Origin of the sequence: Bradyrhizobium sp. WSM1417 (assembly GCF_000515415.1) — a bacterium.
Classification (GTDB): Bacteria; Pseudomonadota; Alphaproteobacteria; order Rhizobiales; family Xanthobacteraceae; genus Bradyrhizobium.
In genome coordinates this window covers 1,272,879-1,290,393 of record NZ_KI911783.1, presented here as the reverse complement: position 1 = coordinate 1,290,393, position 17,515 = coordinate 1,272,879, and the positions used below count along the sequence as shown (strand labels likewise).

General features: G+C 65.5%; 11 protein-coding genes. 7 read left to right on the top strand and 4 right to left on the bottom strand.

The genetic code is table 11. The features are described 5' to 3' along the window. Nucleotides 1-19: 19 nt before the first annotated feature. Nucleotides 20-1,648 (bottom strand): FAD-dependent oxidoreductase, encoded by a 1,629-nt coding sequence (locus tag BRA1417_RS0106245; protein WP_027515088.1) that lies wholly within the window; start codon nucleotides 1,646-1,648, stop codon nucleotides 20-22. A gap of 110 nt (nucleotides 1,649-1,758) precedes the next feature. Between BRA1417_RS0106245 and BRA1417_RS0106240 the strand changes: the two genes are divergently transcribed. Continuing rightward, nucleotides 1,759-2,301, top strand: a complete 543-nt coding sequence (locus BRA1417_RS0106240) for a MarR family winged helix-turn-helix transcriptional regulator (protein WP_027515087.1) — start codon at nucleotides 1,759-1,761, stop codon at nucleotides 2,299-2,301. Here the strand turns inward: BRA1417_RS0106240 and BRA1417_RS0106235 are convergent, their stop codons facing one another. Continuing rightward, complete coding sequence (locus BRA1417_RS0106235) at nucleotides 2,302-3,108, bottom strand: N-acyl homoserine lactonase family protein (RefSeq protein WP_027515086.1); 807 nt, start codon at nucleotides 3,106-3,108, stop codon at nucleotides 2,302-2,304. Nucleotides 3,109-3,480: 372 nt separating this feature from the next. Here BRA1417_RS0106235 and BRA1417_RS0106230 point away from each other — a divergent pair, with 372 nt between their 5' ends. The 4 genes from BRA1417_RS0106230 to BRA1417_RS0106215 all read left to right on the top strand — a co-directional run bounded on the left by BRA1417_RS0106230 (nucleotide 3,481) and on the right by BRA1417_RS0106215 (nucleotide 10,049). Continuing rightward, nucleotides 3,481-4,986 carry a caspase family protein gene (locus BRA1417_RS0106230; protein WP_027515085.1) on the top strand — a complete coding sequence of 502 codons (1,506 nt, stop codon included), beginning with the start codon at nucleotides 3,481-3,483 and terminating at the stop codon, nucleotides 4,984-4,986. Between the two features lie 154 nt (nucleotides 4,987-5,140). Continuing rightward, complete coding sequence (locus BRA1417_RS0106225; RefSeq protein ID WP_027515084.1) at nucleotides 5,141-5,812, top strand: OmpA family protein; 672 nt, start codon at nucleotides 5,141-5,143, stop codon at nucleotides 5,810-5,812. Between the two features lie 158 nt (nucleotides 5,813-5,970). Next, entirely contained in the window at nucleotides 5,971-6,900 is a 930-nt protein-coding gene (locus tag BRA1417_RS0106220) for an efflux RND transporter periplasmic adaptor subunit (protein WP_027515083.1), read from the top strand. Next, nucleotides 6,900-10,049, top strand: a complete 3,150-nt coding sequence (locus BRA1417_RS0106215) for an efflux RND transporter permease subunit (RefSeq protein ID WP_027515082.1) — start codon at nucleotides 6,900-6,902, stop codon at nucleotides 10,047-10,049. Before BRA1417_RS0106220 ends, BRA1417_RS0106215 begins: the two co-directional genes overlap by 1 nt. 204 nt (nucleotides 10,050-10,253) lie before the next feature. On the opposite strand, the gene BRA1417_RS0106210 is transcribed toward BRA1417_RS0106215, so the two are convergent. Beyond that, nucleotides 10,254-10,928 (bottom strand): Crp/Fnr family transcriptional regulator, encoded by a 675-nt coding sequence (locus tag BRA1417_RS0106210; RefSeq protein WP_007599026.1) that lies wholly within the window; start codon nucleotides 10,926-10,928, stop codon nucleotides 10,254-10,256. Between the two features lie 235 nt (nucleotides 10,929-11,163). Between BRA1417_RS0106210 and BRA1417_RS0106205 the strand changes: the two genes are divergently transcribed. Next, a complete protein-coding gene (locus tag BRA1417_RS0106205) occupies nucleotides 11,164-13,242 on the top strand; it encodes an AsmA family protein (RefSeq protein ID WP_027515081.1) in 2,079 nt (692 codons plus the stop codon). A 269-nt stretch (nucleotides 13,243-13,511) separates the two neighbouring features. Then, complete coding sequence (locus BRA1417_RS0106200; protein ID WP_027515080.1) at nucleotides 13,512-15,959, top strand: adenylate/guanylate cyclase domain-containing protein; 2,448 nt, start codon at nucleotides 13,512-13,514, stop codon at nucleotides 15,957-15,959. Nucleotides 15,960-16,061: 102 nt separating this feature from the next. Here the strand turns inward: BRA1417_RS0106200 and BRA1417_RS0106195 are convergent, their stop codons facing one another. After that, nucleotides 16,062-17,339: a Spy/CpxP family protein refolding chaperone gene (locus tag BRA1417_RS0106195; RefSeq protein ID WP_035969147.1), complete on the bottom strand. Its 1,278-nt coding sequence runs from the start codon at nucleotides 17,337-17,339 to the stop codon at nucleotides 16,062-16,064. Nucleotides 17,340-17,515 lie beyond the last annotated feature (176 nt).

The window sequence follows — 17,515 nt, the reverse complement described above, 5'->3', positions numbered from 1 at the left end:
CCTCAATTCAAGCCAATCCTCAATTCAAGCCCTGCGCGCGCGACAGCGCTGCCGCAACGCCAGCGCGCGTGGGGTGGCGGAAGCGCGCCGCAACGTAGCCGTCCGGCCTGAGCAGGTAGGCTGAGCCTGGTTCCGCATCATAGCGCTTTGCGGTGAGCCCCGCCGGATCTGCGAGGCCATCCTCACTGCCGATACGAATATCCTTCACGCCTTCAGGCGCCTCAATCGCCGCGCCGTTGCTGAACGACAGCAAGGTGAAATCCGTTCCACCCTTGCGGAACGCATCGGTCAAATAGGCTTGCTCGCCCGCGCGTGTCGCAACGGGGGCATCGAGCATCGAACAACCCGGCAGCGGTCCACCGCGCCACGCATCTGCATCGGGCGATGACAGCGGCGAGTCATAGCTACAGGGCACCGAGAGCCGCCCGCCATTGACCATGCGCTTGCCGAACTCCGTTTCCTTGGCCAGCGACAGCACCGCCTTGCGCAGCCGCGCCTCCTGATGCGAATTCGGCGCCATGAAATCGGTCGAGCGGGTGGATTCGCGGATATTCTCGTCGGCTGCCCCGCTGCGCTCGACATGATAGCTCTCGAGCAGGCTCGCGGGTGAGGCGCCGCGCAGGACGCGGTCGAGCTTCCAGGAGAGATTTTCGGCGTCCTCGAGTCCCGAATTGGCGCCGCGCGCGCCGAACGGCGAGACCTGGTGCGCGGAATCGCCTGCAAAAATCACGCGGCCATGGACGAAGCGGTCCATCCGCCGGCACTGGAATTTGTAGAGCGAGATCCACTCGAATTCGAACTTGTCGTGGCCGAGCATGCGCACAATCCGCGGCCGCACGTTCTCCGGCTTCTTCTCGACGATCGGGTCGGCATAGCGATTGAGCTGAAGGTCGATGCGCCAGACATCGTCAGGCTGTCGGTGCAACAGCGCCGAACGTCCCGCATGAAACGGCGGATCGAACCAGAACCAGCGCTCGGTCGGGAATTCCGCGGTCATCTTGACGTCGGCGATCAGGAACTGGTCTTCGAACACCTGTCCGGCGAAGTCGGCGCCGACCATCTGCCGCAGCGACGAGCGCGCGCCGTCGCAGGCGACGACATATTGCGCGTGCAGGCGATAGGCGCCCTCCGGCGTCTCGATCGTCAGCGCGACGGAATCGTTGCGGCGCTCCAGCGCCGTCACCTTGTTGCGCCAGCGCAGATTGATTTCGGACAGCTCGCTGATGCGGTCGACCAGATAGGCTTCGGCGTAATATTGCTGGAGGTTGACGAAGGCCGGCCGCTTGTGACCGTCCTCCGGCAGCAGATTGAACTGGTAGAGCTGCTGCTCGCCGTGGAAGATGCGGCCGACGCTCCAGACCACGCCCTTGTCGACCATGCGGTCGCCGACGCCGAGCCGGTCCCAATATTCCAGCGACCGTTTCGAGAAGCAGATTGCGCGGGAGCCCTCGCCGATGCGGTCGGCATCATCCAGAAGGACGACGTGCTGGCCGCGCTGGGCAAGGTCGATCGCCAGTGATAGCCCGACCGGGCCCGCGCCGACGATCACCACGGGATGCTCGGCCGCGCCCTGCCCGGGACGATCCTGATCGGGGTGGCGGCGATAGCCGAACTGGGTTTTGGCCTGATGCGTATTGGCCTGCGCCATGCGCTAACCTCGGCTCTGGTCAGGAGAGGCCTGATCTGCTAGATAGTCTCACGTGCAACTATTTTGGACCGGAGCCGGCCGGCCGTCAACTGGAATTCGGAGCGCTCTCCTTGGCGAGGACATCCAGCGACATCGCGCTGAAGACACACGAGGCCGATGAGGCCTCAGCGCGGCCCAAAACACGGCTGGACCTGTTCAGGTTCGTGCCGTTCCGCCTCAACCGGCTCGCGGCGGAGGTCAGCGCCGCGCTTTCGGTCGAATATCAGGAACGTCACGGCCTCGACATCCCGGCCTGGCGCGTGATCGCGACGCTCGGCTTCCGCAACGATGCCTGCAGCGCGCAGTACGTCGCGCAATGCACCCGCACGCACAAATCCACCATCAGCCGCGCGGTGACCATGTTGCTGCACCAGAGTTTGATCGAGCGCGTCGAGAACGAAGCCGACCGCCGCGAATTCCGCCTGCGACTGACGAGGAAAGGCCGCACGCTCTACGAGGAGCTGTTTCCGCAATTGCTGCGGCGGGAAGACGAGATCCTCGCCTGCCTCTCTGCGCAGGAGCGCAAACAGCTATCGACGCTGCTCGGCAAGATCGAACAGAGCCTCGACCTGATCCAGACCAGTGAAGAGGCCGACGCCAAGCAGGCGTATTGATCACTTCGCAAACGATCGCGACGGCGGCAAATGCAGGGCCCAGACATCGCCGTCGTCGCTGGCGCGCGGATAGATCTCGGTCACGATCGGATCGTGGCCGGGAATGAACCGGTCAGGATGGCCGGCGAGACGCTCGATCGTCTCCCAGCCAACCGCCATGTCGCCGACATTGTAGACGATCGGGAATGGGCTTCTGCGCTGGAGATTGGCGTAATAATGCGCGGCATCGGACGCGAGCACCACCGGTCCGCGGGCGGTCTCGACCCTCACCACCTGCAAGCCATCCGAATGGCCGCCGACGCGGTGCACGGTGACGCCGGGCGCGACCTCGCCGTCGCCGGAATAGAAATTGACGCGCTCGCCATAGACATGGCGGACCATCTGCGTGACGTGCTCGACCGAGAACGGATGTCGCAGCAGTCCGTTGCACATGCAGCGCCCCGTCGCGTAGGCCATCTCCCGCTCCTGGAGATGGAAGCGCGCGTTCGGGAAGCGGTCCAGGTTGCCGGCGTGGTCGTAATGCAGATGCGTCACGATGATATCGCGAATGCCCGCTGCCGCGACACCAAAGCGCTCCAGCGCGTCGACCGGATTGAGCGTCAGCTTGCGGGCCCGCGCGGACGCTTCCTCGGCATTGAAGCCGGTATCGACCAGGATGTCGCGGCCGTTGCCGCGAATCAGCCAGACGAAATAGTCGAGGTCCTGCGCCGCGCTGTCATGCGGGTCGGGCGCGAGAAAGTTCATGTTGGGGGTGCGCGGTGACATCGTCGCATAGCGCAGGGCGTAGATTTCGTAGGCGTTTCCCATGATTTTGATCTTGCTCTTTTGTGGATGCACCTTCAGGGGCGATTGATCGCAACAAGCCATCGTCCACCGCAAAGGTCAAACACCTGAGGTTGCGAAGGAGGCCCGTCCGCAATGTGAGACCAATCACATTGTTGTCGCCATGGCTGCCCTAACGTGCAGCCGCAATGACAACCAGAATGCATCGCGTGCAATCGTGACCGCCCGTTTATTCCCCCGCAACATGCCCATGCGTCGCGGTCAATTGTCGCGATCGCGCCGAATCCGCAAGCGGTTGACGCCCCCCTTCCCCGGTTTGATAATGCACATTGCGTAAGTTAAGGTCGCCGCGGCGCAAGCTGGAAACGGCGCCTTTTTGGCTGGATCGCGCTAATTATGAAAATTCGCCTGCTTTTCGTTCTGTCCTTGCTCGTGTCGCTCATCCCGACCGCTCCGTCGATTGCGGCCGGCGATCGCTTTGCGCTTGTGATCGGCAACGCCAAATATCCGGACGCCGACGCTCCCCTGAAGGAACCGCTCAACGACGCGCGCGACGTCGCCGACGAGCTCAAGCGCGACGGCTTTTCCGTGGAAACCGGTGAGAACCTGACTGGCGACGGCATGCGCCGCGCCTTCGACAAGCTCTACGGCAAGATCAAGCCGGGGTCGGTGGCACTGGTGTTCTTCAGCGGCTTCGGCATCCAGTCCGCGCGGCAGAGCTATTTGCTGCCCATCGATGCGCAGATCTGGACCGAATCCGACGTGCGCCGCGACGGAATCAGCCTCGAAACCGTGCTCGGCGAGCTCAACACCCGCGGCGCCGGCGTCAAGATCGCGCTGGTCGACGCCTCCAGGCGCAATCCGTTCGAGCGCCGGTTCCGCAGCTTCTCGGCCGGCCTCACCCCCGTCATCGCGCCGAACGGCACGCTGGTGATGTATTCGGCGGCGTTGGCCTCGGTAGTTTCGGACGCCGGCGGCGAGCACAGCCTGTTCGTCCAGGAACTCCTCAAGGAAATCCGCGTCCCCGACCTGATGGCCGAGGAGACGCTGAACCGCACCAAGATGGGCGTCACCCGTGCCTCCCGGGGCGAGCAGGTGCCGTGGATATCCTCTTCACTGGCCGAGGATTTCTCGTTCATTCCAGGGGCCGGCGGGTCGCGCCCGACAACGACCCCGCCACCCGCGCCGCCGCCGGTCGTCGCCAACAACCCGCCGCCGGCTCCGCCCGCACCTTCACCGCCTCCGCCGCCGAAACCGGCCGACACGGTGGCCGCGCCCGCTCCGTCACCGAAGCCGCAGGTCGAGGCTGCCTTGCCGCCCGCACCGCCGCCGCCTCCGCCTGTGATTCCGGCCGATCCCGCGACCGCTCCGAGCATGGAGAGCGGGCCGAGTGCGGCCGCCCTCGCCGAGGACCCCACCATCAAGGGGCTGACCGCCAAGATCGCGGCTAATCCGGATGACGTGAACGCGCTTTACCGGCGCGGTCAGGTCTATGCCAGCAAGGGCGCCTACAGCTTGGCCATCAAGGATTTTGACGAGACGCTTCGGATCAACCCCAAGGACGTCGAGGCTCTGAACAACCGCTGCTGGACCCGCACCGTGGTCGGCGACCTCCAGGGCGCGCTGAAGGACTGCAACGAGGCCCTGCGGCTGCGGCCGAACTTCGTCGACGCGCTGGACAGCCGGGGGTTGGTCAATCTGAAATCGGGGGCGGTCAAGAACGCCATCGCCGATTTCGAGGCCGCCCTGAGGATCAATCCGCGCCTGACCTCCTCGCTGTTCGGACGCGGGATCGCCAAGCAGCGCAACGGCTCGGCCCAGGAAGGCGCGCTCGACATCGCCAATGCCAAGGCGATGGACCCGAACATTGTTCAGGAATTCGCAAGCTACGGAGTGCGTTGATATTTTTTTTGGATCGGGGCCGATGTGCCTCGAACCCGCGGCGGCCCGGCGAAGACTAATTGACTAATTGAACGGATGCCGCGCCCGCCTTTTCGGGGCGGCTTACTGCAGGATTTTGGAACTACGCGAGCTGGCTGCGCAGGAGGGACTGGCTATGAGATTGGCTGCAAAGGGACTTACCGCAATCCTGTCCATCATCACCGTCGGCGCCGCACTGTCGCTGACGATCCCGCTGGCATTCGCCGGCGACGACGGCAACAGCAAGAACGTCACCGAGGACGAGATCGTCCGCGCGCTGGCGCCGCCGCCGAAGAAGCCGCTGACCCGCGGCCTCTCGATCGCTCCGCAGGCCGATCCCGCACCGAGTGCGACGGAGACCAAGCTGATCCAGTCCGTGCGCGGCCGCTCGACACGCTCGCTGTCGTCGACCGAACGTGAAGAAATCGCGTCGGCGGCCAAGGACAAGCCGAACATCGATCTGGAAATCACGTTCGACTACAACTCGGCCAATATCAGCGCCAAATCGCTTGCCTCGGTCCAGGCGCTCGGCCGTGCGCTGACCAGCCCCGACCTGAAGGGCTCGACCTTCGTGGTCGCCGGCCACACTGACGCCGCCGGCGGCGAGAGCTATAATCAGGATCTGTCGGAGCGCCGCGCGGATTCGATCAAGCGCTATTTGGTCGACAAATACAGCATCTCCGCGACCGACCTCGTCACGGTCGGCTACGGCAAGAGCAAGCTGAAGGACCCCGCCCAGCCGATGGCAGAGGTCAACCGTCGCGTGCAGGTCGTCAACATGGAAAACAAGACCACCGCATCGAAGTGAGCACGACGTAATCCTTTGAAGTGACAAGTCGTGATGTGGTGTAAAGTCTCGCTTCCACCGCGCGTCCCGCAGGCTTGCGGGACGCTGCTTTATTTCAGGAAAACGCTCTCCATGGGCCGCGCGCGGATGGCCGTGAGCCAGGCCAGGACGATCCGGCAATGAACCTCTCCCAATATCTCAAGCCGGCCGGAACGGTGGTCTTCGTCGTCGCGCTCGGCGTCGGCTATTATCTATTCGAGCACCGGCATCGCGCCGAGCCCAAGGAAACGCCGAGCGAGGCGCTGGTCATCGTGACCAAGTCGACCAACGCCTGCTTCTCCGACCTGGTCCGGGTGACCGGCTTCTTCGTGCCGCGCCGCGAAGCCGTGGTCGTCGCTGACCAAGAGGGATCCAGGGTCACCGACCTCTTCGTCACCGAGGGCACCCTCGTCACCGACAATCAGGAGTTGGCGCGCCTGACCGCACCGCCCCAGATCCCGGGCCAGCCGCAGCGGCCCGGCCCGCAAGGTCCGGTTTCGCTGAAGGCCTCTGCGCCGGGGCTCGTCACCGAGGTCCGCACCATCGTCGGCGCGCCGGCCTCGCCGCAGGCTGGCCCGATGTTCCGTATCGCCGTCAACAACGAGATCGAGCTGGACGCGCAGGTGCCCGCAGTGCACATGGCCAAGCTCAGCTCCGGCGCGACCGTTCGCATCAGCCGCGACGACGCGCCCGATCTGATCGGCCGGGTCAGGCTGGTCGCGCCCGAAATCGATCGCGCCACCCAGCTCGGCCGCGTGCGCATCAGTGTCACCAACAATCCCTCGCTGAAAGTCGGCGTGTTCGCCCGCGCCTCGATCGACGCCAAGCGAAGCTGCGGCGTCGCGGTTCCCAAGACCGCGATCGACCATCTCACCGTGCAGGTCGTCAAGGGCAACATTGTCGAGACGCGCAAGGTACGGGTCGGGCTGTCGTCGGACAGCGCGACGGAAATCCTGGAAGGCCTCAACGTCGGCGAAATCGTCGTCGCCGACGCCGGCTCTTCGCTGCATGACGGCGACCAGATCAAGACCATGTTCGCCGATGAACTCGATCGCACGCGGGTACGCTGATGGCTCTCAATATCTCGGCATGGTCGATTCGCAATCCGCTGCCGTCGGTCGTTTTTTCCATCATCCTCCTGATCCTCGGCTGGGTGTCCTTCACCAAGCTCGCGGTGACGCGGCTACCCTCGGCCGACATTCCCGTGATCTCGGTCGCGGTGTCGCAGTTCGGCGCGGCACCCGCCGAGCTCGAATCCCAGGTCACCAAGACGGTTGAAGACGCCGTCTCCGGTGTCGAAGGCGTCAGGCACATCACCTCGCAGATCACCGACGGCCTGTCGGTGACGACGATCCAGTTCGCGCTGGAAACCAACACCGACCGCGCGCTCAACGACGTCAAGGACGCGGTGACGCGCGTGCGCTCCAACCTGCCGCAGAACGTCACCGAGCCCCTGATCCAGCGCGTCGACGTCATCGGCCTGCCGATCGTCACCTACGCCGCGATCTCGCCCGGCAAGACGCCGGAGCAGCTCTCCTATTTCGTCGACGACGTGGTCAAGCGGGCGCTGCAGGGCGTGCGCGGCGTCGCCCAGGTCGAGCGCATCGGCGGTGTCGAGCGCGAGATCCTGGTCTCGCTCGATCCCGACCGCCTGCAGTCGATGGGGCTGACGGCCGTCAATGTCAGCCAGAGCCTGCGCGGCACCAATGTCGATGTTGCCGGCGGCCGCGCCGAGATCGGCAAGAACGACCAGGCGATCCGCACCCTCGCTGGCGCCAAGACGCTGAGTGACCTTGCCGGCACCATGATTCCGCTGTTCGGCGGCGGCGAGGTCCGGCTCGACGATCTCGGCACCGTGACCGACACCATCGCCGACCGCCGCACCTTCGCCCGCTTCAACGGCGAGCCGATCGTCGCGCTCGGCATCAAGCGCTCAAAGGGTGCCAGCGACGTGAAGGTCGCCGAGGCCGTGCAGAAGCGCATCGACACGCTCAAGGCTACCTATCCCGACGTAGACCTGAAGGTGATCGACACCTCGGTCGAATATACCAACGGCAATTACCACGCGGCAATCTCGACCCTGTTCGAAGGCGCCATCCTCGCCGTCGTCATCGTGCTGTTGTTCCTGCGCGACCTGCGCGCCACCATCATCGCCGCGATCTCGCTGCCGTTGTCGATCTTCCCGGCGTTCTGGGCGATGGACCTGCTCGGCTTCTCGCTCAACCTCGTCAGTTTCCTCGCCATCACGCTGTCGACAGGTATTCTGGTCGACGACGCCATCGTCGAGATCGAGAACATCGTCAGGCACATGAACATGGGCAAGTCGCCCTATCGTGCCGCCCTGGAAGCCGCCGACGAGATCGGCCTCGCGGTGATCGCCATCTCGCTGACGATCATCGCGATCTTCGCACCCGCGAGCTTCATGTCGGGCATCGCCGGACAGTTCTTCAAGCAGTTCGGCATCACCGTCTCGGTGCAGGTGTTCTTTTCGTTGCTCGCTGCGCGCTTCGTCACGCCGGTGCTCGCCGCCTACTTCCTCAAACATGGCAATCACCAGGAGCCACCGCCCGGCCGCGTGCTGCGGTCCTATCACAGGCTCGTGGCCTGGTCGGTGAAGCACTATTTCATCACGGTGCTGGCCGGCTTCGGCGTCTTCGCCGCTTCGATCTGGAGCATCACGCTGCTGCCGCAGGGTTTCCTGCCGGCGCAGGACAGCTCGCGCTCGCTGGTTGCCCTCGAGCTGCCGCCGGGCACCCAGCTCGCCTACACCGAAAAGGTCACCGAAGACATCGTTGCGCGCCTGCGCAAGCGGCCCGAGGTGAAGAGCATCTTCGTCGACGGCGGCCGCGTTCCACCGGGGACCCAGGAAGTCCGGCGCGCCGCTTTGATCATCAACTACACGCCAAAGGACAGCCGCGACATCACCCAGCGCGAGCTCGAATTCTCGATCAGCCAGGAGCTGGAGAACATCCCGGACATCCGCTTCTGGTTCCTCGACGAGAACGGCCTGCGCGCCATCTCGCTGGTCGTGACCGGCGCAGACGCCAACATCGTCAACAACGTCGCCAGCGAGCTCGCGACGCAGATGAAGCGGATTCCCACCATCTCCAACGTGATCTCGGAAACCACGCTGGAGCGGCCCGAGCTGCGCGTCGAACCGCGCGCCGATCTCGCCGCACGGCTCGGCGTGTCGACCGAAAGCCTGTCGCAGACCATCCGCGTCGCCACCATCGGCGACGTCGGCCCCGCGCTCGCCAAGTTCGACGTCGGCGACCGTCTGGTGCCGATCCGCGTGCAGCTCGAGGATGCCGCGCGTGGCAATCTGAAGACACTCGAACAGTTGCGCGTGCCGCTCGGCGAGCACGGCGAGAAGGGCGGCGTGCCGCTCTCCGTCATCGCCGACGTCAAGCTCGACCAAGGTCCGACCAGCATCAACCGTTACGATCGCGAGCGACAGGCGACCGTCGCGGCCGATCTTGTCGGCTCCGCCGCGCTCGGCGACGCCACCAAGAAGATCTACGACCTGCCGGTCATGAAGAGCCGGCCGAAGGGCGTGAAGGTCTCACCCTCCGGCGATGCCGAAAGCCTGAACGAACTGTCCGAAGGCTTTGCTACCGCGATCACGGCGGGCCTGATGATGGTCTACGCCGTGCTGGTGCTGCTGTTCGGCACCTTCCTGCAGCCGATCACCATTCTGTTCTCGTTGCCGCTCTCGATCGGCGGCGCGATCGCGGCCCTGCTGGTCACCGGCAAGCAGCTCACGACGCCGGTGTGGATCGGCATCCTGATGCTGATGGGCATCGTCACCAAGAACGCGATCATGCTGGTGGAATTCGCCATCGAGTCCATTCACGCCGGCACACCGCGCGAGGAAGCCATGATCGACGCAGGCATGAAACGCGCGCGCCCGATCGTGATGACCACGATCGCGATGGCCGCGGGCATGATGCCAAGCGCGCTCGCGGTCGGCGCGGGTGGCGAGTTCCGCTCGCCGATGGCACTCGCGGTGATCGGCGGCCTGATCTTCTCGACCATCCTGTCGCTGGTGTTCGTGCCCGCGATGTTCATGGTGATGGACGATCTCGGCGCCCTGATCTGGCGCTTCGCCAAGCGGCTGGTCGTGCACAGCGAAGATGCCGAGGGCGCCGGTCACCACGAAGCTGCGCCGGCGGGAGCGGCACCAGCGCCGAGGAGCATCGTGCACCCGGCGGCGGAGTAGCTATGGCACAAGCGTCAAGTACACAAGGCAGTCCAGCGAGCGCCATCCGCGAACCCGACATAGCGGAGGATCGTCTTCGCTACCAAGCATTCAGACGTACCGGTCGTGCTGTGCCGATCGAGGCCGTTAAAGCGTGGGTCGCGAGTTGGGACTCTTCTGACGAACTCCTTCGCCCCGATTGTAGCGACCCAGCCTAACGGCCCCCTACTCGTTCCGCGCGATCGCCGTCAGCTTAGTCATGTTCCGCAGCAGGATGCGGCCGCGCTGGAGATCGAGGATGGCTTCCTTGCGCCAGGCCTGAAGCTGGCGGTTGACGCTCTCGCGAGCGGCGCCGACGAAGACGCCGAGCTGCTCCTGCGAGATGTGCACCTCCGAACCGAAATCGGCGGCGAGCGCGCAAAGGCGCCGCGCGAGGCGAACCGGCAGCGGCTGGAGCATGGACTCTTCCATGCGCTCGCTCTGCCAGCGGATGCGCTGGCACAGCAGCGCGATGATCTTGATCCCGACCTTCGGCTCGCGTTCGAGGAAGGCGAGAAAGTCTTCGCGCCGCAAGACGAACAGCTCGCTGGCTTCGCCCGCGGTGGCGTCCGCAGTGCGGCTCTGGCCGTCCAGCACCGCAACCTCGCCGAACAGGTCGCCCGGCCCCATGAAGTTCAGCGTCAGGCGGCTGCCGTCGGAGGCGCCGGTCTCGATACGGACCTGGCCTCGGCGGACGCCGAACAGCGCATCGCCCGCGTCGCCCTTCTGGAACAGCACCTCGCCGTTGCCCAGATGCTGGGTGTGGCAGAGATTCGCCAGCCGCTGGAGCTCGTCTGCGCCGAGATCGGCGAACATCGCATTCATCTTGAGGATGACCGCAAATTCGGCCTGCTTGCTCATTTCAATGTCCTTGTGAATTTCGTTGGCAAATCGCTTGGAACCATCAACATCAGGATCGCGTAAAACCGCGCCGGGGAAGTGTGCCATAAGTCACATAACTTTGCAGCACCCCCAGACTATTTTTACGTGCTTGGAGCCGCTTCCCGTCCCGGGATAAACTCAGGCGCAAAGGACGGGTGGAAATGACGGTCATGTGCCGGATTCGACGCCCATCGCTCGCCGCTGGAAAGTCGACATGAGAGCCGTGAAATTCGCCGGCGCGGCGGTGGCCGCAATCGTCATCGTGATCGCACTCCTGCTGGTGGTCGGGATCCCCTCGGGCTTCCTGACGTCGACGATTGCCTCGCGGGTCGAGAGCGCGACCGGCTATCGCTTGTCGATCGACGGCACCATCAGAATCAGCCTGTGGCCGACGCTGAACGTGACGCTGAACGACCTCACGCTTGCCGACCCCAAGGACCGCAGCGGCATCACGCGCCTGACCATCGACAGCGTGCAGGCCGACATGTCGCTCTCGAGCGTCTGGTCGGGCCGTCCGAAGATCAGCGAGCTCGTCGTCACCCATCCCGTGCTCTACCAGCCGCTGCTGCGTGAGCGACTGCCGAATGCCGGCGGCACGTCGAAGCCGGTCGCGCTCGATACCGATGGCGCCGCCATCGACCGCATCAAGGTCACCGATGGCGAGATCGCATTCGCGCGCGTGCGCGATCGAGTCGAGAGCCGCATCAGCGCCGTCAATGCCGATGCGATCGTCAGCCGCGACCGCAAGATCAGCATCACCGGCACCGCACGGGTCGGCGAGCATCCGACCAAGTTCGACATCAAGGCGACCACGCCGGCGCCGCCGGCCGACCGACCGACCATTCCGGTGGATTTCGCCATCGACATGCCGGACGTGTTGAAGTCCCGGCTCGCGGGTCATGCCGAGATGCGGCTGAGCGGCGATGTCGTGATGATCAACGGCGTGAGCGGCACGCTCGGCGATGGCGCGTTCAACGGCTGGGCCTCGGTCGATATCGCGAGCAAGCCTCTGGTCAAGGTCGATCTCGACTTCCAGCGGCTCGCGATTCCGCTGGCGAAATCGCCGGAAGGCGCGTCCGGGCAACCCTGGAGCGATGCGCCGATCGACGTGTCCGCGCTCAACTATGTCGATGCGCAAATCAGGATCTCCGCGCACGAGGCGGTGATCGGCGATGCGCGTCTCGCGCCGCTGGCGGTCGATGCAAAACTCGCCGGCGGCGTGCTGAAGGCCGGCACCGCCAATCTCGGCGCCTATGGCGGCCAGGTCTCGGGCGAATTGATCCTGGATGCGACCAGCGGCGCGCCGAGCTTTGCGATGCATTCCGACCTCGCCGGCGTGCGCGCGCTGCCGCTGCTCCAAGGCCTCGCCGAATTCGACCGGATCGACGGCAAGCTGCAGGCCAAGCTTGCGCTGCGCAGCGCCGGCACCAGCCAGCGCGCATTGATGGCGAACATGCAGGGCACGGCCTTCGTCAATTTCCAGGACGGCGCCATTCGCGGCATCAACGTCGCACAGATGATCCGCTCGCTGACATCGGGCACGCTGTCGGGCTGGCAGGCAAACCAGGACAACGGTCGGGAGCAGAGCACGGATTTGTCGCAGCTCTCGGCGTCGTTCCGGATCGACAAGGGCCAGGCGGTGACGACCGATCTCAACCTGACCGGACCGCTGGTCCGCGTGACCGGCGCCGGCACGATCGCACTCGACACCAAGATGATGGGCTTTCGCGTCGAGCCGAAGCTGGTGATGACGACCGAAGGCCAGGGCCGCGCCGCCGAGCCGGTCGGCTTCGGCATCCCCGTGATGATCCAGGGTACCTGGTCGCAGCCGCGGATCTATCCTGACATGGCCGGCATGCTGGACAATCCGGACGCCGCCTATGCCAAGCTGCGCGAGATGGGCAAGGGGCTGTTCGGCGCTGATGGGGCCGGGCTCGGCAATATTCTGGGTAGCCTTGGTCTCGGAGGGACCGCCGCGCCGGGTGGCGGCAATGCGACCGGCAATGCCAATCCGCAAACCCAGCAGCCCGGACAGAACAACCCGCTCGGCGGCCCCTTGGGCGAGGCGATCGGCAATCTGATCCAGCAGGGACTTTCCGGTGGCGCGGGAAACGGCACTGGGACTGCCACCGGCACAGGCACAGCCACCGGCCGCAGCCGCAGCCTGCCTGCAGCGCCATCCACACTGATGCCGCAAGCTTCGCCGGCGTCCCCCGGCCTGGAGGACCCGCCGGCGGCGCAGCAGGACAGCCAGCCGATGAACGACGTGCTGCGGCAGCTCTTTAATCGATGATTGCAGGACCAAAGCGCTGGACTCCCAGCCCTCCCTTGCCAAGCCATCCCCTTACATCGGCTGGCCCGGCGGCGGCTTCCTCCAAAGGGATGAGACTGCGACAATTCACCATGCTTCCGCCTGCCCAGCGTCCAGGCGGGTAACCACACCGGCCGGTCAGGCGGCCCGACCAGCCCCTTCACAGTCCGTTGGACTAAATTGTGCTAGAAGGCTCGCAGGGTCCGTCAGGCCCGTAGCGCCGGCGCCGATGGCGGCGCGAGAGGATCGGGATGGCAGGAGCGAACGACAAGACACGGTTTCTGCGCGAGGGTCTGTTCGCCAAATACGTCGTCTCTCTCGTCGGCCTCGTCGTGTTCGTGCTCGCCGTCAACGGCGCGATGGAGAGCTGGATCTCCTACCGCGCCACCAAGACACAGCTGACCGACGGTCTCGAGGACAAGGCGCAGGCTGCCGCGCGGCGGATCGAGCAGTCGATCTCCGAGCTCGAACGCCAGATCAGCTGGGTGACGCGGGCGAGCCAGGACACGCTCGAGAAGCGCCGCGCCGACTACGCCCAGCTGCTGCACCAGGTCGCGGTCGTCACTCAGCTGTTTCAGCTCAACGGCGACGGCCGCGAGGTGCTGCGCGTCTCGCGCCAGTCGACCACGACCGGCAGCAACGCCGACCTCTCCCGCGACATGCGCTTCACCGACACCGTCGCCCGCGGCGTCAGCTATGCGCCGGCCTGGTTCTCCGACCGAACGCCGTTCATGTCGATCTCGGTGGCGCATTCCGGTTTCAACGCCGGCGTCACAGTGGCCGAACTCGACCTCAGCTTTCTCTCCGAGTACCTCTCCGACGCCCAGGTCGGCAAGGCTGCCTTCGCCTATGTGGTCGATCCGCGCGGCCGCGTGCTGGCGACGTCGTCGAAGGGCCCCGAGGTCGGCAAGGATTTGTCGAAGCTGCCGCAGGTCGCGGCTGCGGTCGCGCCGGGCCACGAGCCCGACAGTTCGGGCACCGACTTCAACGGCCATGCAGTGATGAGCGCCGCCAGCATTGTGCCGAAGCTCGGCTGGAGCGTGATGTTCGAGCAGCCGACCACGCAGGCCCTGATGCCGATCCGCGACCAGCTGGTGCGCATTGCGCTTTTGATCGGCATGGGCCTGCTGGTCGCGATCCTCGCCGGCACGCTTCTGGCGCGCCGCATGATCATCCCGATCACGGCGCTACGCGACGGCGCGCACAAGCTCGGCGAGGGCGATTTCAGCCATCGCATCGAGGTGCACACCGCCGACGAGCTGGAAGATCTCGCCGGCCAGTTCAACCGCATGGCCGACCAGATCCAGGAGACCTATTCGGACCTGGAGACCAAGGTCGAGGAGCGCACCCGCGATCTCGCGCAGTCGATCAACGAGCTCAAGGTGCTGGAAGAGGTCGGCCGCGCGGTCGCAGCCTCGCTCGATCTCAACGCCGTGCTGCCAACGATCGCCGCGCGCGCGATCGAGATCACCCATGCCGACGCCGTGCTGATCTACGGCTATGACGCGCAGGTGCGCCGCTTCAATCTGGTCGAGGCCAACGGGATCGACAAATCCGCCGACGGCGCCCATGTCACGATCGACGAAGGCCAGGATATCCTGAGCGATGCGGCCGGGAGCGGCGAGCCGATCGCGATTGCCGATCTCGACCAGGCTTCCGAGCAGCCGCTGCGCGATGTCGCGATCGAGGCCGGCTTCCATTCGGTGCTGGTGGTGCCGCTGGTGGACCAGCAGGGCACGCTCGGCTCGCTGGTCGTGCTGCGCCGCGCCAGCGGCGAGTTCGCCGCCAGCATCATCGGCCTGATGCGCACCTTTGCCAACCAGGCCGTGCTGGCGATGCGCAATGCGCGGCTGTTCACCGAGGTCGACCACAAGGGCCGCGAGCTCGCGGCTGCGCACCAAACCGTGCAGCAGCAGGCCGCCAAGCTCCAGGAGCAGACCGAACAGCTGCGCAACTGGAATCGCTCGCTTGAAGAGCGCGTCGAGAAACAACTCGGCGAGATCGGCCGCATCAAGCGGCTCGAACGTTTCCTCGCGCCGCAAGTGGCGCAGCTGATCGCCTCGTCCGACGGCCACGACGCGCTGCTCGACAGCCATCGCCGCGAGGTCACCGTCGTGTTCTGCGATTTGCGCGGCTTCACCTCGTTTACGGAGGCGACCGAGCCTGAAGAGGCAATGAATGTGCTGCGCGAATATCACGCCGCGCTCGGCGAGCTGATCCACCGCTATGAAGGCACGCTCGATCGCTTTGCCGGCGATGGCGTGATGATCCTGTTCAACGCGCCGATTCAATTTGCCGACCACACCAAGCGCGCGGTGAAGATGGCGGTCGAGATGCGCGATGTGATTGGCCAATTGACCGAGAAGTGGAAGAACCGCGGCCACTCGCTCGGCTTCGGTGTCGGCGTCGCCATGGGCTACGCCACGCTCGGCCAGATCGGCTTCGAGCAGCGGCTCGAATATGCCGCGATCGGCAGCGTCACCAATCTTTCCTCCCGCCTCTGCGACGAAGCCAAGGCCGGCCAGGTCGTCGTCAGCCGCCGCGTCTACGGCATGGTCGAGCCCTGGGTCGAAGCCCGCGCGCTCGACGATCTCGTGCTCAAGGGCTTCAACCACCCCGTGCTCGCGATGGAGATCCTGTCGTGGCGCGAGGAGGTGGAGAACGTGGTGGATGCCGCCGCGGCAAGGCGAAGAGGGTAGTCCAAACAAAAAAGTGCGAAAACAACCCCATGCACAGTAGCCGGGGCCTGCAAGATCAATGACTTACGCGGGTACGGAATTGGTTGGAGGCGGTGCGGGTGATCACGCCCCGCGCTTCGGCCCCATCGCCTCGAGCCCCGCCTTCTGCTCGTCGCTCAGGTCCGCCTCGAAATCGTCGAGCGCGTCAGTGACGCCGTTCACCGCCTGCAGCATCGTCTCCAGCCGCGCCTTCACGGCAGTGAGGCGTGCCTGCGGTGTCGCTGCTGGTTGTGACGGACAGGCGCTCAGCGTTTCCATGGTGCGCAGCGAGGTGTCCTGGAGCACGTCGAGGCGGGCGCGGGCGGTGTCGTCGAGCTTGAGCGTGGAGGCGATCTCGGCCGCGGGCCATTGCTGCTGCACGAGCTGCTCGTATTGGCGCTGCAGCTTCTCGTCGTAGCGGGGATCGCTGTCCGCCTGGCAGGCCGATGCCGCCTGGGGATTCTTTTGCTGGAGCGCTGCAAGCGCGGCGCGGCGGTCCTTGGCCAGGCTATCGAGCTTGGCTCTCTGCTCGTCGTCGAGGAGATCGACGAACTTTGTCAGCGCGGGCGCGACCGCGTCCGTCGCCTTGATCATGGCCTCGATGCGCTCGCGCATCAGGCCGAGGCGCTCCATGGCCGTCGCGGGGACCTGCGTTGGACACGCGGCGCGGATGGTGTCGCGCGCGGATGCCCACGCGGTCGCGAGCTCGTCGAGCGCTGTGCGCTGCAATTCATTCGGCTGCACGATAGCGGCGATGCGATCAACCGGCAGGCCGCCGGTGTCGCTGGCATCGCAGACCGTCTCCGCGGTCGGGACTCGCCGTCCGCGCCGGCCATGCGGCGCGGTGTAGGCAGCAAGCTCGGTGGCCGCATAGGGTGCGAAGATCGCGGCATAGATGTCGCCATAGCCGTAGAGCGAGAGGCTGGTCGTATCGCCGAGGATGATTGCAGTGGTGAGATCGTCATGCGCGAACGGCCAGAACACCGGGCCGACCCAGCCGTAGCTGCCGTCGGGATGGCGCCACCAGCCCTGCGGACGGCGGCCGCCGTGCCAGCCCGCCAGCGCGGCTTGCGCCGTCATCGCGGCCCGGAGGACGTAAGGATTGGCAGTTTGTCCGCGCTCTGCGCCGCGAGGATCTTGCGACCTCAGTGCTGCGGAGCGGTATCGGCTGCCCCGCACCGCCATGCGGGCATGGCGCAAGCGCGACATGCCGATCATGTGGCCGACGGCAAAGCGCGCAACACCGAGCGGGCCGCCGCGGAAGCCGAACTGCGCCTCGGCGCGACCTGGCAACAGCACCGCCAGAATCACGACGCCTGTTAGCGCGAGCCCCAGCCTGGGTCGCAAGCGTGATCTCGACATGACCACTGACCTGTCCACCTTGGCCCTCCTCCGGCGCCAAGCGCGCATCGCGTCGCATCACAATGACGCGCGAGGGAACCAAATGTTCCGGAAGCGCACATGGCAAAGCGTCGTGGTATTTGCTCAGGACGTCTCGGCTGCGCCCGAGCGAGCGCCTCGTCCTTCGAGACGAGCGC